Origin of the sequence: Marinicauda sp. Alg238-R41 (assembly GCF_947331485.1) — a bacterium.
In the GTDB taxonomy this organism is placed as follows: domain Bacteria; phylum Pseudomonadota; class Alphaproteobacteria; order Caulobacterales; family Maricaulaceae; genus Marinicauda; species Marinicauda pacifica.
In genome coordinates this window covers 1,707,317-1,724,927 of record NZ_CAMZOJ010000001.1, presented here as the reverse complement: position 1 = coordinate 1,724,927, position 17,611 = coordinate 1,707,317, and the positions used below count along the sequence as shown (strand labels likewise).

Sequence of the window (17,611 nt, the reverse complement as noted above, 5' to 3'; positions counted from 1 at the left end):
CGCTGGGTTGGCCCGCGCTGCCCTAGGTGCGGGCGTGATTGAAAGGTTAAATCATGACTAACTCACAGACCGGGGATAGCTCCCCGCGTGTTGATGTGGAGCGGGCCATGGACATTATAGCTATGCATTCTCTCATGGGGGCCGACACTTCGCTTGATGAAGCGATGAATAAGCTGCGCAACACCCTCGACCACATCACCACCCTTGAAGCCGAGAACGCACGGCTGCGGGCTGAACGGATCGATGCAGTCCAAGCGGCGCGGTATCATGAAGCCAAGTCCGCCAAGCTGCGGGCTGTAGTGGATGCTGCGCGGGCGCTTCGAGACGCCACCAAGCGGCACATCGAGGAGAACATTTCGCCCATTCAGGCCGCAGCTGAGGGCGGCTGGCTTTGTGACCAGATGTTCGACGCCCTCTCCGCTCTCGAAGGAGACCAGTCATGAATGACGGCGAGTTCTATTGCGAAGCCGAGAGCGCCACAGAACGCTTTCGAGGGATGGCCCTCTCGCGCAAGTCGTATCGTGAACTCGGCCTGCGCAACCTCGGCGGCGAGTATGGCATCTTCATTTGCTCAGAGCGCAAGGATGATAGCCGCGCCGGGTTCGATGTGCTGGCAAAGGCCGCCGGACCCGACGAGGCTGAGCGCATCGTGAAGGCCCTGTCCGCTCTCGACCAGGGGGAAGGATGATGGGCCTGCGAAGCTGGCTAAAGCGCCGCATTGAGAAGTGCGAGCATGCCGATCTGCTCGACCGGTACGGTGGCACTCAGGGTTGCCCGTGGTGCCGTCAGACGATGCAGCGATACCCCGACACGCGCATGGTCACGTTCGACGGCGATCCGATGCTAGACGAAATCACCTGTGGAAATTGCGGCGGGTCTTCCTTGTGGCGCTTCGAAATCGGCATGGTTTTTGTCTGCGTGGGCGAGGCGCCAAAACCCTCGGCTCAGTCCGGTTTCAAACCTGACCCATTTATCGAGCGTGTGATCGCCAGTGCGCAGAAGCACATTGCGGACCACCCCCGCCAAGGGAGACTAGACCCGTGAGCGCGCGCCGTCCCTACCGCGAAATCACGCACCTTGACCCGGAGGAAACCTTCGATCTGCCGGGACCGCGTGTACTCCCCCTGGTGAGAATCCGCATCGGCCGAGCCGGAGACCGCTGGTACTCGGTCGCGGACGCCAGCCATGCGACCGGCGGATTCGGCGGGCCTCTCGGCTACTACCCCCACGATCCCGACTTCGGCGCGGACACGAGCCGGGAGGACGCGATCTACTCGGCAATCGAGCAAGCGCGCCGGCATCTCGGCTGGGCACCGAAGGAGACGGTCAAGCACCGCGCCTGGCTGGACGAGCTGGAGGAGCGTGAGGTCCGGCAGGGGAACTTGTTCGCGGGGGTGGGACGATGACCGCTCTGCTCACATACGGACAGACCCCCGTGCCCTACACGGCTTCATGGACGGGCGAGGAACGCATGTTTGTCGGTCCGTGCGAGCACGCGGGCGACCGCCAAGCCCTGTGTCAGGAGCAGTCCCGCGGGCAAGGCCGGCCGGAGTTCGGCAAGCCGCACATGGTCAGGCAGCGCGAGGTCATCGCGCGCGGGCTCTGCGATCTCTGCGCACGCCCGCTGAAGACGCGGACAAAGGTTTCGCTCTCGCACGCTCGGGTTCGCGCTAACGGCGCCGAGGGACCTGCAGTCATGCAGGTAGAGCCTCTTCTTCACCGCGAATGCGCGGCCGAGAGCTGCCGGTATTGCCCGAGCCTGAAAAAGGACATCCGCGCAGGCACGCTCTTTATCCGCCAGGTCACACGCTACCGGGTCCAGTTCGCGGTCATGGACCCTCGTTACGCCGAGCACTACGGCTGCGATGTTCCTGAAGGGATCAATCCGGTCGGCCATGCCAAAGTCGAACTACTCAGCTGGCGAGACCGGGATACCGACTGGCTGATGAGGGCGGCCGCGGAATGACCACCGCCCGCGTCATCCACGCCTGGCCCCGCCAGATGCGCGCTGAGACGCTCTGATGGGTATCCGCGTCGCCATACCCCCGCGCATGCTCACGCGGCCCCAGGCGGGCGCGTACATGGGCCGTAGCGGACAATGGCTGGCCGATCATGAGGCCGAGCTGCGCGCCGAGGGCTTCCCGGCTCCGCATCCGGTGCTTGGTCTGTATGACCGCAAGGCGATTGACGATTGGCTGGACGCCACCGGCGGGCGTAAGGTCTACGCCTCCGCAGAAGCGGAAGAATGGAACTGACCGTGAGGCCCAGAATGGACCGCCGTCGACCTCGGCACATGATCGAGCGCCCGAAGGGATCGGGTCGCTACTACTGGCAGCCGTCGAAGTCTGCGAAGGCTGCCGGCTTCCAACCGCGTCCGCTCGGCAGCGATCTCAGCGCGGCGGTGGCAGAGGCCGAGCGCCTGAACCGGCAATGGGATGACTGGCGTACCGGGCGTGAGGGCGGCGGCGTCGATCACGGGACGCTGAAATGGGTGGCGCTGGAGTTCAAACGCTCGCGCTACTGGCCATCACATCCGAAGACAGCAACCGATTACGAATGGCTGATCCGAGAATGGCTTGCTTTTCACGAGGCCAAAGGAAACGCGAAGCGCCACCTATCCGGGGTCACCGGCGCCAAAATCGACGATTGGTGGCTGGAGCTGGAAAGAGAGAGCCTGCACAAGGCGGCCAAGATGATGACCATGCTGCGCCAGCTGCTGAACTTTGCGGTAAGCCGGCAGGTGATCGCGTCAAACCCGATGGACGGCCTCCGGTTCAAGACTCCTCCCGCTCGCCAGCATGTCTGGAAAGAAGCGGAACTGACCGCATTCCTCGAGACCGCTGCCGACATGGATATGCGATCGGTGGGTCTTGCAGTCCTGCTCGGTGCCAACACCGCCCAACGTCAGGCGGATATATTCAAGCTCACCTGGTCCAAAGTCGACGGCGGGAGGCTTTGGGTGCGGCAGGGAAAGGGGCAACGCACCGTCGACGTCCGTCAGACGAAGGTCGTCCAAGCGGCCCTGGCTGCAACCTCACGCACCGGGCTCTTGGTATGCCCTGGCCCGGACGGCGGGATGTGGAAGCAGAAGCCGTTTAACGATGCCTTCCGGGCCATCCGTGAGAAGACCGAGATGCGGCAGGATCTGCAGTTCCGCGATCTGCGGAGAACGTGTGTGGTCTGGCTGGGGGAAGCGGGCGCCGAAATACCCGAAATTTGCGGTGTCACGGGCCACAGCCTGGAGAGCGCAACCCGGATTTTGGAGGTTTATCTACCTCGATCGGCGAAGATGGCAGCGTCGGGAATTGCAAAATTGGACGCGGCCAGAAGCACAAAAACAGAATGAAAGTTGGAATCGCCACTGGCGGAAAGTTGGAAAGATACAAGCGGCGCTGGACTAACCGCTTGAAAGAAATGGTGAGCCGGCAGGGGTTCGAACCCTGGACCTACTGATTAAAAGTCAGTTGCTCTACCAGCTGAGCTACCGGCTCTCCCTCAAGGAGGCGCGGAACCTATCGGCGGTCCTGACGGTGGTCAAGGCAGGAATGTAGCGTGTTTCAGCGGCCCTCATAAGCGGTGAAAAAGGGACCAACGGCCGAGCCGCTGCGGGTGCGGCCGGTCGCAAGATCGATTTGCAAACAGCACATATTTTGTATTTATTTTCAGATATTTAATAGAATATTTCATGCCAGGCAGAAGCCAGAAGTTCAGATTTCCGGAACACGAACCGCCCGCCGTGAATTTATTGGACACCGGCGGGGCAATAGACCCGCCACTGTCCAGAGCAGCCTTTCTCTGTAAGCAAATCCCAGGAGATTCGCCATGAAACGCTCCATTCTTCTCTCTTCCGTCTTCGCCCTCGCCCTGGCACCGGCCGCAATGGCCCAGGACGCCGAGACCCGCTTCAGCGACGACCACGACTACGTGGACGCCGACGTCGATACCGCAAACGGCGAGGACCTCGGCACCGTCGAACGCGTTCGCTTCGCCAACGCGCAGCAGACCGAGATCGATGCCTACGTCATCGAGACCGGTGGTTTCCTCGAGATTGGCGGGCGCGAGATTCTCGTCAACGCCGACGATGCCGAATGGGCGGGCGATGCCGACAACCCCGTACTTGTGCTCGACTACACGGGCACGCAAATTGCCTCCCTGCCGACCTTCGATGAAAGCCGTGTCTCGGACTACTGGCTTTCGGACCGGGAAATGGCCGTGACCGAAGATCGGGCCAATCATCCCGACACCCGCACCACGACCACTGCGGAGGTCGAGGCTGACTGGTCAACCGACGTCGCATCGGCTGCCTGGGATGTAGAAGACTGGACCGACAGCACGGTCTATCTCTCCAGTGGCGACCAGCTTGGTGTCGTTACCGACGTGCGCAATGACAACGATGGTGTCGCTGCGCTGCTGGTCGAAACCGAAACCGGCTACGATGCGCTCGAGGGCGAGATCGAAGTTCAGATTGAGGATATTGTGGCAATCCGTGAAAACGGGGCACGTAATGAAGTGCGCGTCCACAACGCTGTGGCCACGAACTACCGCTAGGCAATCTGAACGATCGGCCGGTTTTCCGGCTCATCGAGAGAACAAGGACCGGGCGGATCAATCCGCCCGGTCTTTTTCGTTCGACTGCCAGCATTCCAGGAACCGGCGCCGGAAAGCCTCGAACTCGCCTTCGGCAATGGCTGCGCGCATGCGCGCCATCAGGTCTTCGTAATAGGCGATATTGTGCCAGGACAGCAGCATCGAGCCGAGATATTCCCCGGCCCGCACCAGATGGTGGATATAGGCCCGCGAATAGTCGCGGCTGGCCGGACACGCGATGGCCTCGTTCAAAGGCCTCTCGTCTTCGGCAAAGCGCGCATTCTTCAGATTGACCGGGCCGTAATCGGACCAGGCCTGGCCGTGGCGGCCCGACCGGGTGGGCATCACGCAGTCAAACATGTCGACCCCGCGGGCCACGGACTCCACCAGATCGATCGGCTTGCCCACCCCCATCAGATAGCGCGGCCGGTCGAGCGGCAGGACCGGCGTGGTAAAGTCGAGCACCTCGCACATGGCCTCGAAGCCCTCCCCCACGGCCAGCCCGCCAATGGCATAGCCATCGAAGCCGATCTCCATCAGACCTTCGGCCGAGCGCCGGCGCAGGTCTTCAAACGTGGAGCCCTGCACGATGCCGAACAGAGTCTGGCTCTCGCGCGCCCCGAACGCGGCCTTGGAGCGCTTGGCCCAGCGCAGCGACATCTCCATCGAGCGTTCCGCCTCGTCGCGCGGCGACGGAAAGGCGGTACATTCGTCCAGCTGCATCGAGATATCCGCGCCCAGAAGATCGGCCTGGATCTCGATGGAGCGTTCGGGCGTCAGCGAATGGGTCGAGCCGTCGATATGGCTCTTGAAGGTCACGCCCTCCTCGCTCATCTGGCGCAGTTTCGACAGGGACCAGACCTGAAACCCGCCGGAATCGGTCAGGATCGGTCCGCTCCAGCGCATGAAGCGATGAAGGCCGCCCAGCCGGTGAACCCGCTCCGCGCCCGGACGCAGCATGAGGTGATAGGTATTGCCCAGGATGATGTCGGCGCCCGCCTCTCTGACCTGTTCGGGGTAGAGCGCCTTGACCGTCGCGACCGTTCCGACCGGCATGAAGGCGGGCGTCCTGATATCGCCGCGCGGGGTCTGGATGCGGCCGGTCCGCGCAGCCCCATCGACAGCGGCGATTTCGAACGGAAAATGGGTCATGGACGAGTCTTTGTGTCGCGGAAGATGAGAAGTCGATGAGCTGGAAAGACGAAATCGAGCAATTGCGCAAGCGCCAGGCGCTGGCCAAAGGCATGGGCGGGCCGGAAAAACTCACGCGCCAGCGCGAAGCGGGGCGGCTGAATGTACGCGAACGCCTCGATCTCCTGCTCGATTCGGGCAGCTTTCGCGAAGTCGGTTCGATCACCGGACGCGCCGAGTATGACGATGAAGGCAACCTCATCGACTTCACCCCGGCCAACTGCCTGTTCGGACGCGGCGAGATCGACGGACGCACCATTGCCGTGGTCGCCGACGACTTTACGGTGCGCGGCGGGGCGGCGGATGCCGCCATCATCGAGAAGCAGATCCAGGCCGAGAAGATGGCCGGGGAGCTGCGCCTGCCCCTCATCCGCCTGATCGAGGGCACGGGCGGCGGCGGCTCGGTCAAATCCATTCTCGACATGGGCGCCACCTATATCCCCTTTAATCCGGGCTGGGACCAGGTGGTCGCCAATCTGGAACGCGTGCCCGTGGTGTCCCTGCTGCTCGGTCCCGTTGCCGGCCTGGGCGCCGCACGCGCTGTCTCCAGCCATTATTCGGTGATGGTCAAGGGCAGCTCGCAAATGTTCATCGCCGGCCCGCCCGTCGTGGCCGGCATCGGCGAGCAGGTCACCAAGGAGGAGCTGGGCGGAGCGGACCTCCAGCTGGCCGCAGGCGCGGTCGACGACGCCTATGCCAGTGAGGCGGACGCCATGGCGGCGGCGAAATGGTTCCTCTCCTACCTGCCCAACTCGATCCACGACCTGCCGCCACGGCGCGAGACGGGCGACGATCCGGGCCGGCGCGATCCCGCGCTCAGCGACATCGTCCCGCGCGACAAGAGATACGCCTATGACATGCACCAGATTCTGCGCAGCGTGACCGACCAGGGCTCCCTGTTCGAGATGGGCCGCAATTTCGGTCAGTCGGTCATCACCGCCTTTGCGCGCCTCGACGGCTGGCCCGTCGCCGTGCTCGCCAGCAATCCGAAAGTCTATGGCGGCGGCTGGACGGCGGAAGCCGCGCAGAAGATCACCCGCTTTGTCGATCTGGCCGAAACCTTCCGCCTGCCGGTCGTCCATCTGGTCGACGTGCCCGGCTTCGTGATCGGCACCCGCGCCGAGCGCGCCGGCACGCTGCGCCATGGCGCGCGCGCCCTGTCGGCCATCTACCAGGCGAGCGTGCCCTGGTGCACCATCGTCATCCGCAAGGCGTTCGGCGTCGCCGGCGCGGCGATGATGGACCATACCCGCTTCCGCTACCGCTATGCCTGGCCGTCCGGCGACTGGGGCTCGCTGCCGCTGGAAGGCGGGGTGGAGGCCGCCTTCAAGGCGGCGCTGGCCGGATCGGACGATCCTGAAACCATGAAGGCGGACCTTAACCGGCAGATGAAGAGCTTCTCCTCGCCCTTCAAGACCGCCGAGCGCTTCTGGGCCGAGGAGATCATCGATCCGGCCGAAACCCGCGAAAAGCTGACCGAATTCGCCAGCCTCGCCGCCCCCTTGCGGGAGCCGAGGACGAAGGCGCCGAGGTATCGGCCCTAGCCAGGTTTCACACGCCCGTGAAATCCTCGTCCGCATAGCGGACCCCGGACCGGGTGGAGATTGGATGTGAGCCCGTCATCCGACCCTTCGAGGCTCGCTTTGCTCGCACCTCCCGCACTCGGGGCCCCGGCGCTCCCCGACGAAAGTCGAGGCCCAGGAGAGGACAGGGTGCCGTCCCTGGATGACGGCGTTCCACGATCTCTGGATCCCCAGTCAAGCCGGGAAGCGCTGGCACTCCCCACCCCCTCCCTCATGCTGAGGTGGCTGCGCAGCAGCCCTCGAAGCATCGGATGGCAGACTCATACCTCTCCCAGAGGCCCCGGCTCTCCCCACCGGTCGGCCGGGGTTTCAGCAAATTATAATTTCTGAAATCCCGGGCCGCGCAGCGGACCCGGGACCGCGACGACCCCTACGGCTCCAAGCCCCCTACTCCGCCCGCCAGATCAAACTCGAATCGCCATAGCTGAAGAAGCGGTAGCCCTGTGCGATCGCGTAGGCGTAGGCGGCCTGCATCGTGTCGAGCCCGGCGAGCGCGCTGACCAGCATGAACAGCGTCGATTTGGGCAGGTGGAAATTCGTCATCAGCCCGTCGACCAGCTTGAAGCGGTAGCCCGGCGTGATGAAGATCGCCGTCTCCGCCGAACCGGCCCGGATCGTCCCGTCCTCCCCGGCTGCGCTTTCCAGCGTGCGCAGCGAGGTCGTCCCGACTGCGATGATCCGTCCGCCCGCGGCCCGGGTCTCCGCGATGGCCTGTGCGGCCTCCTCGCCGATCTCGTACCATTCCGAATGCATGGTGTGCTCGGCGACATTCTCGGTCTTCACCGGCAGGAAGGTGCCGGCGCCCACATGCAGGGTCACCTGCGCGCTCTTCACGCCGCGCAGGCGCAGCGCCTCCATCAAGCGGTCGGTGAAATGCAGCCCCGCCGTCGGCGCCGCCACCGATCCGGTCTTGTCCGGAGCCGCATAGATGGTCTGGTAGTCTTCGAGATCGGCGGCATCCGGCTTGCGCTTGGACGCGATATAGGGCGGCAGCGGAGGTGCGCCGGCCTCCACGATCGCGCGGTCGAGCGCAGGGCCGGCCCGGTCAAAGCGCAACGTCACCTCGCCGCCATCCGTCTTACCCTCGACCACGGCGCCCAGGCCGCCTTCGAAGGCCAGCGTATCGCCTTCGCGCAACCGCTTGGCCGGGCGGGCAAAGGCGCGCCACACCGCTTCGCTCTCGCGCTTGTGCAGATTGATCTCGATATGGGCAGGACCGCCTCCCCCGACCGCCCGGGCCGGACGCACCCCCTCCAGCGCCGCCGGAATGACGCGCGTATCGTTGAAGACCAGCAAATCGCCCGGCATGAGCAGCTCGGGCAGGTCCAGCACGCCGCGATCGGACAGCGCACCGTCGGCGCCCACATGAAGCAGCCTCGCGCTGTCGCGCGGCCGGGCGGGCCGCAGCGCGATCCGGTCTTCGGGCAGGTCGAAATCGAAATCGGAAAGATTCATCGCACGCAGGAACTCGCTGGCCATCTTCCTGCCGTATAGGTCAAGCCTATGGGCGCGGCCAGCCATTCGCCGCACTCACCTTCCACGAAGAGATAGTCGCCGTGTCCCGGGTAAAGACCCTCATCCTTGCCGGGCTCATCGCCCTGCCTGCCCTCGCCTTCGCCGCGCGACTGGCCGGGCTGGTCTCGATCCGCGCGGATATCGTCGCGATGCTCTGGCCGCTCTTCGTTGCAGCGGGTCTTGTCACACTCGCCGGCTTGAGCCTGCTCCGCTCGCCGCGCTGGTGGCCCGCCAGGATCACGGCCCTTGTTCTGGCAATTGGCCTGATCGCCGCGGCAACCCCCTGGGCATGGCTGCGGACGAGCTCGCAGTCTCTTCCCGAGAGCCAGGCTCCGGCCGAGGCTCCGGCCGAGGCATTGCGGCTGGTCACACTGAATGTCTGGGCCGGCAACACCGATCCGGACGCGGCCGGGCGGTTCCTCGCCGACGGCGATTTCGACGTGATCGCGCTTCAGGAAGTGAGCAGCGCAGCCGCGCGGACACTGGACCGGATCGAAACGAGCCATCCAAACCAGGTCGGCTGTCGCTGGCGCGTCCGCCTGTTGACCCGCCTGCCCGTCAACGATGCAGGCTGCGTGGACGAGGAGGTTCTTCCTGCAGCCTGGTTATCGACCACGCTGCAAGGCGAGCCGGTGACGATCGTGGCCGTTCATCTCGCTCGTCCGGTCAATGAATCCCGCCATCGCCGCCAGGTGGAGGGGCTGGCCGCCTGGCTGGCGGCGCGGCCCGAACACAATCTTGTCCTGATGGGGGATTTCAACGTGTCTCAGGGAAGCGTTCTGATGCGCGACCTGGAGGCAGAGCTCGCCCCGCTGGAACGCGTCACGATCGCCCGGCGTACCTGGCCGTCCCGGCATCTCAGCCCGGTTCCGGTGATCGGGATCGACCATGTCTGGCTCGGTCCGGGCCTCTGCGCCGGCGCCGTGCGGGTGGGGCCGCACGTCGGCTCCGATCACCGCCCTGTCATGGCGGCAGTCCACGCTTGCAAGGGTTGGTAAACGAAAAACCCCGGCGCGAGCGCCGGGGTTTTGAGTGCTAGACCATTTCGGCCTTGACGATCTTGCCGGGATTGCGCGGCGGCTCGCCCTTGGGCAGCTGGTCGACGTGTTCCATGCCCTCTTCGACTTCGCCCCAGACCGTGTACTGGTTGTCGAGATAGGGGACGGCATCCAGGCAGATGAAGAACTGGCAGTCGGCCGAATCCGGATCGGCCGTCCGCGCCATCGACATGGTGCCGCGCACATGCGGTTCGCTGGAAAACTCCGCCGGGATTTTCTGGCCGGAGCCGCCGGTGCCCGTGCCTTTCGGGCAGCCGCCCTGGGCCACGAAGCCGTCGATGACACGGTGGAAGGCGAGGCCGTCATAGAACCCCTCCTCGACCAGCTCGGTGATGCGCTCCACGTGCTTGGGCGCCAGATCCGGGCGCAGCTTGATCGTGACCTTTCCGGTCTCGAGCGTGAAGACGAGTTTCTTTTCTGTATCGGCCAAGGGTTACTCCGTAGGGTCTTGAATGCGCACCGGAACCTCGATGTCGCAAATGTCGGGAAGCTCGCCGTTATTCGCCAGGGCAACGGCGTCGAGATAGGCTTGGAACGTGTCTGAGGTGGTATCCATCACTTCGATCGTCAGGCGTTGGCCAGCGTCGAGTTCGGTCGCAGGCACGATATTGCGGATATAATCCGGCTCGAAATAGGGATCGTCAGACAGGCTGCCAACCGGCAGGGCCTGAACGATATCCAGTCCGGCGCGGGTATAGCCCCAGGGCGTGTATTGCGTGTCCAGATGGCGCGCATCGTCGCGCACGATATAGAATTGAGCGCGGGCGGAGTTCGGATCTGCTGTCCGGGCCATGGCCGCCGTGCCCGGACAATGCAGAAGCCAGCTTTCCACCTGTCCGTCGGCACGGATGGCGGCCTGGGCGATCGGCTGCGTCCCCGCCGGCATGCCCATCCAGAAGCCCGCCATCGCTTCGGCGCTGCCTCTGCGCGGATTGACGCGGCGCTGCTGCACCTCCGTGATCTCCATCTCTGGCCCGCGCATGATCGTGAACTCGGCCTCCAGCGGCGGCAGGTCCGGCGCGGCGGTCGGATCGCTGAGCGCGCCGCCGCCCTGAGCCATGAAGCCGTCGATCACCCGGTGCCAGACCTTCATGCGGAACCAGTCCATCCGCGCGAGCTCTTCCATGCGGTCCACGTGGTTCGGCGCGAATTCCGGCGCGGTCTCGACATAGATCGGGCCGCGTCCGGTCTCGATCACCAGCAGGCGGGCAGGATCCACGGTGCGCCAGTCACCGGGCGCGGACGCCGCGATGATGTCCTCGCCTGGCGCCGGTTCGGGCGCGGGCTCCGCGCCGGCATCCCGGGACGGCGCGCCTTCGGCCGTTTCGCTCGCAGTCTCCTGCGTCACAGTGCTTTCAGAGGCGTCACTCCGGGCGCCGGACTCCGCGCCATCGTCGGCGCAGGCGCTTGCGGTCAGGGCGAAGACCACTGCCAGAGCGGTCAGGGAAGATCGCGGAAACGAACTCATTTGGGATATTTCTCCATCAGACGGTCCCGGACGAGCGGAGGCACGAAGGCATCGATCGCGCCGCCCAGCTTGGCAATTTCCTTGACCAGGCGCGACGCCACAGCCTGGTGGCGCGGGTCGGCCATCAGGAAGACGGTCTCGATCTCGGCGTTCAGGCGCTGGTTCATTCCGACCATCTGGAATTCGTACTCGAAGTCGGACACCGCGCGCAGACCCCGGATGATCGAGTTGGCCCCCACCTCTTCGGCAAAATGCATGAGGAGCCCCTCGAACGGGCGGACCTCGATCTCGGTCGATCTCTTCACGCCATTGGCCAGCTCGCGCGCCATGTCCACGCGCTCGTCCAGGCTGAACAGCGGACCCTTGCCCTCATTGATCGCGACGCCGATCACCAGCTTGTCGTAGAGCTTCACCGCCCGGCCGATAATGTCCAGATGGCCATTGGTGAGCGGGTCGAACGTGCCCGGGTAGAGCGCGATGCGTTCCTTCATGGGCACGCCTTCCTTCGCAAAAGCCAGTTAAAGCCCGCCAGCCTCCGGCGGGGTGCCGCCATCGCCTTCGGCGCTGATTTCCGGTTCGCCGTCCTCGCCGTCATCATTCTCCGCAACACGCACGACGGAGACGACCTTCTCGCCTTCGGAAAGGCGAATCAAGCGCACACCCTTCGTCGCACGCGCGGCGATGCGCACCGTCTCGACCGGGAAACGGATCAGCTGCCCCCCATCGGTCACGGCCATCACCGTATCGCCGTCAGTCACCGGGAAGCAGGCGGCCAGTTCGTCGACCTTGCTCATATCGTGCGCGGCGACACCCTGTCCGCCGCGGCCGATGACGCGGTAGTCATACGCGGAAGACCGCTTGCCGAGCCCGTCCTGCGCCACGGTCAGAACGAATTCTTCCGCGCCGCCGAGTTCCGCGATCCGGTCGGTCGACATGGCCACGTCTTCGCCCGTCTCGCCGCTGTCCAGATCGTCGGAGACCTCCGGAAGTTCGTCCTCGCCCGAGACAGCCCGGCGCATGGCCGTGGCATGCTTCAGGTAGGCGCGCGCCTCGTCCGGCGTCACATCGACATGATTGAGAATGGCCATCGAGATCAGGCGGTCATCGCCCTTGAGCCGGATGCCGCGCACGCCGGTGGACGAGCGGCCGGCGAACACGCGCACATCGGTCACCGGGAAGCGGATCGCCTTGCCGGCCGACGACACCAGAAGCACGTCCTGGTTCTCGTTGCACAGACGCACATCGAGGATGCGGGAGCCCTCGTCCAGCTTCATCGCGATCTTGCCGTTGCGGTTGACCTGGACGAAGTCGGACAGCTTGTTGCGGCGGACCGAGCCTTCGATCGTCGCGAACATCACGTCGTAATTGCCCCACTCGTCCTCGTCTTCGGGCAGCGCCATGACCGAGGTCACCCAGGCCCCTTCATTGATCGAGGGCAGGATGTTGGTGAGGTATTTGCCGCGCGTATTCGGCGCGCCCTGGGGCAGGCGCCAGGTCTTGGTCTTGTAGACCATCCCGTCGGAGGTGAAGAAGAGCAGCGGGGCGTGCGTGGATGCCACGAACAGCGTCGCCACGAAGTCCTCGTCCTTCATCGCCATGCCCGCACGGCCGCGCCCGCCGCGATGCTGCGCCCGGTACAGGCTCAGCGGCGTGCGTTTGACATAGCCGCCATGGGTCAGCGTGACGACCATGTCCTCGCGCGGGATGAGATCCTCGTCCTCCATCTCGAGGTCGCCCTCGACGATGGCGGTCCGGCGCGGCACACCGAACTTCTCCTTGGAATCGTTCAGCTCCTCGCGGATGATCTCGACGATCCGCCGCGGGCTCTTCAGGATATCCAGAAGGTCGGCGATCTGCTCGGCAAGCTTCTGGGCCTCTTCGCCGATCTCGTCGCGGCCGAGCGCGGTCAGGCGGTTCAGGCGCAGGTCCAGAATGGCCTTGGCCTGCTCTTCGGTCAGCCGGATTTCACCATCGCGGATGACCGAGCGCGGATCGGCGACCAGTTCCACCAGCGCCGCAATATCGGCCGCCGGCCAGCGGCGTTCACGCAGCTGCTCACGGGCGGTCGCCGGGTCCGGCGCCGCGCGGATCAGGCGGATGATTTCGTCGATATTGGCCACGGCCACGGCCAGGCCGATCAGGATATGGGCCCGGTCGCGGGCCTTCTTCAGATCGAATTTCGCCCGCCGGGCCGTCACTTCCTTGCGGAAGGAAATGAACGTCTGAAGGAAGGTCTTCAGGCTGGCCTGCTGCGGCTTGCCGCCGATCAGGGCGAGCATGTTCATGCCGAACGAGCCCTGCAACGGGCTCCACCGGTAAAGCTGGTTCAAGATGACGTCGGCGTTGGCGTCTTTCTTCAGCTCGATCACGACGCGCATGCCCGAGCGGTCGGATTCGTCGCGCAGGTCGGAGATGCCCTCGATGCGCTTCTCGCGAACCAGGTCCGCGATCTTTTCGATCATCGAGGCCTTGTTCACCTGGAAGGGAATCTCGTGAATGAGGATCGCTTCGCGGTCCTTGCGAATGGTCTCCACCGTACACTTGCCGCGGATGATGACCGATCCGCGCCCTTCGATGAGGCCCTTGCGCGCGCCGGAGCGGCCGAGGATCTCGCCGCCGGTCGGGAAGTCCGGACCGGGCACGATTTCGATGAGCTCGCTATCGGTAATGTCTGGATTGTCGAGCAGCGCCAGCGCCGCGTCACAGACCTCGTTCAGATTATGCGGCGGAATATTGGTCGCCATGCCGACGGCAATACCGCCGGCGCCGTTGACCAGAAGGTTGGGAAAGCGCGCCGGAACGACGACCGGCTCATGTTCCGATCCGTCATAGTTGTCCTGGAAGTCGACCGTGTCCTTGTCGATATCGGCCAGCAGCGCCTCGGCCGGCTTGTCCATCCGGATTTCGGTGTAACGCATGGCCGCCGGCGGATCGCCGTCGACCGAACCGAAATTGCCCTGACCGTCGAGCAGCACCAGGCCCATGGAGAAATCCTGGGCCATGCGCGCCAGCGCGTCGTACACGGCCTGGTCGCCGTGCGGGTGGTATTTACCGATCACGTCACCGACGACGCGCGCCGATTTGCGGTACTGCTTGTCGTGGGTATAGCCCTGCTCGTGCATCGACCAGAGAATGCGGCGGTGCACCGGCTTCAGGCCGTCGCGCGCGTCGGGGATGGCGCGGCTCACGATCACGCTCATCGCGTAATCGAGATAGCTTCGGCGCATCTCGTCTTCGATGGTCACCGAAGGCCCTTCGGGGCGCATGGGCTCGGGGCTGTCGAGAGCCGGATCTTCAGGCGGTGTATCGCTCAAGCCGGGGTCATCCTTGATCGTCAGTGTCAGGGTACGTGAGCACGCGAAACGGGCGCGGACGCGAAGCAGTCTCGCCCCGTCGCGGAATCACGACAGGAACTTGAAGGAAAGGGTCTACCAAGAGGCAGGCCTTGCGGCAAACGCGCCCTGCTGTCAGCATTTCGGGCCAGGTCACGAAACTTCCGCGCAGGTTGCCGCGTTGGGCAGACATATGACCTGCATTTACTCCAAGGAGCCTACCATGTCCCGCACTACCCTCACCGCCCTGCTTGCGACCAGCGCCCTTGCCATCATGGCGTGCGGCGAAGGCCAGAGCGTCGATGCCAGCGCCCAGAGCGATAACCAGGACATGTCGGGCGAAGCTGAAGCCCTGACCCGTGATGCCGACGTCGCTCAGGACGACACGATGGCGGCGCCCGACCCGGGCCAGGACGGGATGGGTGTCTCGATGGACCGGACGACCGCCACGCTGATCGACCGCGACCGCAATGAAGTCGGCATGGTCACCTTCCACCAGGGTCCGGAAGGCGTTGTGGTCCAGATCGAAGCCGATGGCATCGGCGAGGACGCTCGCGGCAGCTGGCACGGCGCGCACCTGCACGAAACTGCCGATTGCTCGGCCGACGACTTCACGTCCTCGGGCAGCCACATCAATCCGAGCGGCAACCAACACGGCCTCCTGAACGCCGACGGGCCGGACAATGCGGACCTGCCCAATATCTGGGTCGGTGACGATGGCACGCTGCGCGCCCAGGCCTACACGACACGGGTCAGCCTGAGCGGTCAGACCGATGCGCCGTCCCTCCTCGACGCGGACGGCTCCGCGGTCGTCATTCACGAATCCCCCGACGACTACGAATCCCAGCCCATTGGCGGTGCGGGTGCCCGCATCCTGTGTGCTGAAATCGGCGCGGCTCAATAACTCGCGCACTGGATTTTTGAAGAAGGCCCGGCCCATCATGGCCGGGCCTTTTTTGTTGTCAGGCCGGAGATCGATCATGCCCCTTCTCACCCGCCGCGGCTTTGCCGTTTCGACCGCCGCCCTGGCCGCCTCGGCCGCTTTGCCCGGCACCCTGCCAGGCACCAGGGCCGGCGCCCAGACCACGCCCGCCGGATGGAGCGAGGCGCCCGGACTGCCATTGCGGGTCCAGGAAATCTATCCGGGTCTTCTGGACGGTCGGATCTACGTGCTGGGCGGTCTCACGCCCGATCTCGGTCCCGACGCCATCAACATATCCGACCGGTTCCTCTCCTGGGCGCCCGGCGATACGGAATGGCGCGAGCACGCCTCATTCCCGGTGCCGATCCATCACCCCCAGCTCATCGGCTTCAACGGGCGATTGATGGCGATCGGCGGGTTCACGTCAGACGGCGGCGACCTCTGGTCGATGCGGCGCGAAATTCTGTCCTACGACCCTGCCGGAGACCGCTGGCAGGAGGAAGAGCCGATGGCCCAACCGCTCGCCGAGACGGTCAGCGCCGTATCGGGCGACAGCATTCATCTGGTCACCGGCCGGCGTCCCCAGTCCGGTGCGAACCAGCGCTGGACCGACCACGCGGATGTGAACGCTCACATCGTCCTGCGCGCCGGACATGAAGACTGGCAGCCGGCCACGCCTGCGCCGACCGCGCGCAATTCGGCCGCCAGCGTCCTGGTGAACGGCGTGCTTCACGTGATTGGCGGGCGCACGGTCAGCGGTGGCAATACGCCGGTACACGAGGCCTTCGATCTGGGGGCCGGGCGATGGTCGGCGCTGGCGCCCCTGCCCGTCCCGGCAGCCGGTCCGCGCGGGGCCGGCGGGCTCGCCGCCGCGCAGGTGAACGGGACGATCTTCACCTTCGGTGGAGAATGGTTTGGTGAGGGAGGCGGGGTCTATGACCAGGTCTGGGCCTATGACACGCGCGAAGACCGCTGGCGCGAGGCGACCCGCATGCCCACGCCGCGCCACGGCCTCGGCGCCGTCGCGCTCGATGGCGCGATCTACACGATTGGCGGCGCCGCGCAGGCTGGCGGAACCGAAACCAGCGCGGCGGTCGAGGTTTTCAGGCCGTAAGCAGACGCTAGAAGGCGCCGACAGCCTCCAGCGCGGCCCGGGCGATTTCCTGACGCTGCGGGCTTTGCACGTCAGGATTGGTCATGTCGAAATTGACGGCAAAGACGTAGGTCTCCTCGCCCGCTTCGAGCCACCCGACATACCAGCCAAGATCGCCACCCTGCGGATTGGCCCAGCCGGTCTTGCCGCGCAGGATCCAGCCTTCCCCGCGATCGTCCTCCATAAGGCCGATCACCGTTTCCATGTGCGTTGCCTCAACCGGCAGAGTGCGCGCATGCAGCCGCGATAGAAACCCGGCCTGTTCGCGCACCGTGATGGTCAGCGGCCCTCTCAGCCAGAACACATCCACCTCGTCCGGCGAACCGATATACTCGTCGCCATAGCCGAAGAGCGAGACAAGACGCTGCTCCTCAGCGTGGCCGATCTCCCGCGTCCAGCCCTGATAGGCCCAGACCGCAGACCGACGAAAAGCGGTTCGCAACGACTGGTCCTGATCCCAGCCGGGCCTGCGCTCGATCCCATCCCAGGCCACGATGTCGGCTTCGATATCGGTCACGATGCCGGTCTCAAGAATGATCAGCGAGTTGGGAATCTTGAAAGTCGAGGCCGGCACGAAGCGCTCATCGATGCGGGCTCCGCCTCCGCTCCACTCCGCACCGTCCGAGAGGCGCCGCACGAGCACCGCGCCATCGACATCGAATTGCTCCAGCACGCCGTTCAACGCATCCGGCGCCGGGGGCAATCCCTCTGCCCGGACCTTGCCCTCCGCCGTCACCGTGATCGCGCCCGTCAAAGCCAATGCCGCAATCGCCGCGGCCAACCATCTCGCCATTCCATTCTC

Annotated in this window: 19 protein-coding genes and 1 tRNA gene; 12 read left to right on the top strand and 8 right to left on the bottom strand. The window is 65.0% G+C overall.

What is annotated here, in order from left to right; all coding sequences use genetic code 11:
• Nucleotides 1-134: 134 nt before the first annotated feature.
• From PGP17_RS08230 to PGP17_RS08200, 7 genes are all read left to right on the top strand, one after another.
• Nucleotides 135-443, top strand: coding sequence for a hypothetical protein (locus PGP17_RS08230; RefSeq protein WP_270374933.1), 309 nt, complete (start codon nucleotides 135-137; stop codon nucleotides 441-443).
• Complete coding sequence (locus tag PGP17_RS08225) at nucleotides 440-688, top strand: hypothetical protein (RefSeq protein ID WP_270374932.1); 249 nt, start codon at nucleotides 440-442, stop codon at nucleotides 686-688. The genes PGP17_RS08230 and PGP17_RS08225 overlap by 4 nt, the downstream gene beginning before the upstream one ends.
• Entirely contained in the window at nucleotides 685-1,044 is a 360-nt protein-coding gene (locus PGP17_RS08220; protein WP_270374931.1) for a hypothetical protein, read from the top strand. Before PGP17_RS08225 ends, PGP17_RS08220 begins: the two co-directional genes overlap by 4 nt.
• Entirely contained in the window at nucleotides 1,041-1,406 is a 366-nt protein-coding gene (locus tag PGP17_RS08215; protein ID WP_270374930.1) for a hypothetical protein, read from the top strand. Before PGP17_RS08220 ends, PGP17_RS08215 begins: the two co-directional genes overlap by 4 nt.
• On the top strand, nucleotides 1,403-1,966 hold the full coding sequence (locus tag PGP17_RS08210) for a hypothetical protein (RefSeq protein WP_270374929.1): 564 nt from the start codon (nucleotides 1,403-1,405) through the stop codon (nucleotides 1,964-1,966). Before PGP17_RS08215 ends, PGP17_RS08210 begins: the two co-directional genes overlap by 4 nt.
• 85 nt (nucleotides 1,967-2,051) lie before the next feature.
• Nucleotides 2,052-2,255: a hypothetical protein gene (locus PGP17_RS08205; RefSeq protein ID WP_270374928.1), complete on the top strand. Its 204-nt coding sequence runs from the start codon at nucleotides 2,052-2,054 to the stop codon at nucleotides 2,253-2,255.
• Nucleotides 2,246-3,346: a tyrosine-type recombinase/integrase gene (locus PGP17_RS08200; protein ID WP_270374927.1), complete on the top strand. Its 1,101-nt coding sequence runs from the start codon at nucleotides 2,246-2,248 to the stop codon at nucleotides 3,344-3,346. The genes PGP17_RS08205 and PGP17_RS08200 overlap by 10 nt, the downstream gene beginning before the upstream one ends.
• Before the next feature lie 69 nt (nucleotides 3,347-3,415).
• Here PGP17_RS08200 and PGP17_RS08195 read toward each other — a convergent pair.
• Nucleotides 3,416-3,491, bottom strand: a tRNA-Lys gene (locus tag PGP17_RS08195).
• Between the two features lie 331 nt (nucleotides 3,492-3,822).
• Here PGP17_RS08195 and PGP17_RS08190 point away from each other — a divergent pair.
• Nucleotides 3,823-4,548 (top strand): PRC-barrel domain-containing protein, encoded by a 726-nt coding sequence (locus tag PGP17_RS08190; protein ID WP_270374926.1) that lies wholly within the window; start codon nucleotides 3,823-3,825, stop codon nucleotides 4,546-4,548.
• Between the two features lie 57 nt (nucleotides 4,549-4,605).
• On the opposite strand, the gene tgt is transcribed toward PGP17_RS08190, so the two are convergent.
• Nucleotides 4,606-5,739: a tRNA guanosine(34) transglycosylase Tgt gene (gene tgt, locus PGP17_RS08185; protein WP_270374925.1), complete on the bottom strand. Its 1,134-nt coding sequence runs from the start codon at nucleotides 5,737-5,739 to the stop codon at nucleotides 4,606-4,608.
• Nucleotides 5,740-5,774: 35 nt separating this feature from the next.
• Here tgt and PGP17_RS08180 point away from each other — a divergent pair, with 35 nt between their 5' ends.
• Complete coding sequence (locus PGP17_RS08180) at nucleotides 5,775-7,322, top strand: acyl-CoA carboxylase subunit beta (RefSeq protein WP_270374924.1); 1,548 nt, start codon at nucleotides 5,775-5,777, stop codon at nucleotides 7,320-7,322.
• Between the two features lie 426 nt (nucleotides 7,323-7,748).
• Here PGP17_RS08180 and queA read toward each other — a convergent pair whose 3' ends face one another.
• Complete coding sequence (gene queA / locus PGP17_RS08175; RefSeq protein ID WP_442915142.1) at nucleotides 7,749-8,816, bottom strand: tRNA preQ1(34) S-adenosylmethionine ribosyltransferase-isomerase QueA; 1,068 nt, start codon at nucleotides 8,814-8,816, stop codon at nucleotides 7,749-7,751.
• Nucleotides 8,817-8,917: 101 nt separating this feature from the next.
• Between queA and PGP17_RS08170 the strand changes: the two genes are divergently transcribed.
• Nucleotides 8,918-9,874, top strand: a complete 957-nt coding sequence (locus PGP17_RS08170) for an endonuclease/exonuclease/phosphatase family protein (RefSeq protein ID WP_270374922.1) — start codon at nucleotides 8,918-8,920, stop codon at nucleotides 9,872-9,874.
• Nucleotides 9,875-9,911: 37 nt separating this feature from the next.
• Here PGP17_RS08170 and PGP17_RS08165 read toward each other — a convergent pair whose 3' ends face one another.
• Genes PGP17_RS08165 through gyrA form a run of 4 tightly spaced genes read right to left on the bottom strand, consistent with a single transcriptional unit; the run spans nucleotide 9,912 to nucleotide 14,668 of the window.
• Nucleotides 9,912-10,364, bottom strand: a complete 453-nt coding sequence (locus PGP17_RS08165; protein WP_135943441.1) for a peptidylprolyl isomerase — start codon at nucleotides 10,362-10,364, stop codon at nucleotides 9,912-9,914.
• Nucleotides 10,365-10,367: 3 nt separating this feature from the next.
• Nucleotides 10,368-11,402, bottom strand: coding sequence for a peptidylprolyl isomerase (locus tag PGP17_RS08160; protein ID WP_270374921.1), 1,035 nt, complete (start codon nucleotides 11,400-11,402; stop codon nucleotides 10,368-10,370).
• A complete protein-coding gene (coaD, locus tag PGP17_RS08155; RefSeq protein ID WP_135943439.1) occupies nucleotides 11,399-11,893 on the bottom strand; it encodes a pantetheine-phosphate adenylyltransferase in 495 nt (164 codons plus the stop codon). The genes PGP17_RS08160 and coaD overlap by 4 nt, the downstream gene beginning before the upstream one ends.
• Before the next feature lie 27 nt (nucleotides 11,894-11,920).
• On the bottom strand, nucleotides 11,921-14,668 hold the full coding sequence (gene gyrA / locus PGP17_RS08150) for a DNA gyrase subunit A (RefSeq protein WP_442915141.1): 2,748 nt from the start codon (nucleotides 14,666-14,668) through the stop codon (nucleotides 11,921-11,923).
• A 289-nt stretch (nucleotides 14,669-14,957) separates the two neighbouring features.
• Here gyrA and PGP17_RS08145 point away from each other — a divergent pair, with 289 nt between their 5' ends.
• Together PGP17_RS08145 and PGP17_RS08140 are read left to right on the top strand one after the other, a co-directional pair.
• A complete protein-coding gene (locus tag PGP17_RS08145) occupies nucleotides 14,958-15,638 on the top strand; it encodes a superoxide dismutase family protein (RefSeq protein WP_270374919.1) in 681 nt (226 codons plus the stop codon).
• Between the two features lie 76 nt (nucleotides 15,639-15,714).
• Nucleotides 15,715-16,770 (top strand): Kelch repeat-containing protein, encoded by a 1,056-nt coding sequence (locus PGP17_RS08140; RefSeq protein WP_270374918.1) that lies wholly within the window; start codon nucleotides 15,715-15,717, stop codon nucleotides 16,768-16,770.
• A gap of 7 nt (nucleotides 16,771-16,777) precedes the next feature.
• On the opposite strand, the gene PGP17_RS08135 is transcribed toward PGP17_RS08140, so the two are convergent.
• Complete coding sequence (locus PGP17_RS08135) at nucleotides 16,778-17,602, bottom strand: penicillin-binding transpeptidase domain-containing protein (RefSeq protein WP_270374917.1); 825 nt, start codon at nucleotides 17,600-17,602, stop codon at nucleotides 16,778-16,780.
• Nucleotides 17,603-17,611: the final 9 nt, after the last annotated feature.

Coding starts and splice junctions, on each gene's coding strand:
- PGP17_RS08230 (WP_270374933.1), top strand. CDS start 135: ATGGGGGCCGACACTTCGCTTGATGAAGCGATGAATAAGCTGCGCAAC.
- PGP17_RS08225 (WP_270374932.1), top strand. CDS start 440: ATGAATGACGGCGAGTTCTATTGCGAAGCCGAGAGCGCCACAGAACGC.
- PGP17_RS08220 (WP_270374931.1), top strand. CDS start 685: ATGATGGGCCTGCGAAGCTGGCTAAAGCGCCGCATTGAGAAGTGCGAG.
- PGP17_RS08210 (WP_270374929.1), top strand. CDS start 1,403: ATGACCGCTCTGCTCACATACGGACAGACCCCCGTGCCCTACACGGCT.
- PGP17_RS08205 (WP_270374928.1), top strand. CDS start 2,052: ATGCTCACGCGGCCCCAGGCGGGCGCGTACATGGGCCGTAGCGGACAA.
- PGP17_RS08200 (WP_270374927.1), top strand. CDS start 2,246: ATGGAACTGACCGTGAGGCCCAGAATGGACCGCCGTCGACCTCGGCAC.
- PGP17_RS08190 (WP_270374926.1), top strand. CDS start 3,823: ATGAAACGCTCCATTCTTCTCTCTTCCGTCTTCGCCCTCGCCCTGGCA.
- tgt (WP_270374925.1), bottom strand. CDS start 5,739: ATGACCCATTTTCCGTTCGAAATCGCCGCTGTCGATGGGGCTGCGCGG.
- PGP17_RS08180 (WP_270374924.1), top strand. CDS start 5,775: ATGAGCTGGAAAGACGAAATCGAGCAATTGCGCAAGCGCCAGGCGCTG.
- queA (WP_442915142.1), bottom strand. CDS start 8,816: ATGAATCTTTCCGATTTCGATTTCGACCTGCCCGAAGACCGGATCGCG.
- PGP17_RS08160 (WP_270374921.1), bottom strand. CDS start 11,402: ATGAGTTCGTTTCCGCGATCTTCCCTGACCGCTCTGGCAGTGGTCTTC.
- coaD (WP_135943439.1), bottom strand. CDS start 11,893: ATGAAGGAACGCATCGCGCTCTACCCGGGCACGTTCGACCCGCTCACC.
- gyrA (WP_442915141.1), bottom strand. CDS start 14,668: ATGCGCCCCGAAGGGCCTTCGGTGACCATCGAAGACGAGATGCGCCGA.
- PGP17_RS08145 (WP_270374919.1), top strand. CDS start 14,958: ATGTCCCGCACTACCCTCACCGCCCTGCTTGCGACCAGCGCCCTTGCC.
- PGP17_RS08140 (WP_270374918.1), top strand. CDS start 15,715: ATGCCCCTTCTCACCCGCCGCGGCTTTGCCGTTTCGACCGCCGCCCTG.
- PGP17_RS08135 (WP_270374917.1), bottom strand. CDS start 17,602: ATGGCGAGATGGTTGGCCGCGGCGATTGCGGCATTGGCTTTGACGGGC.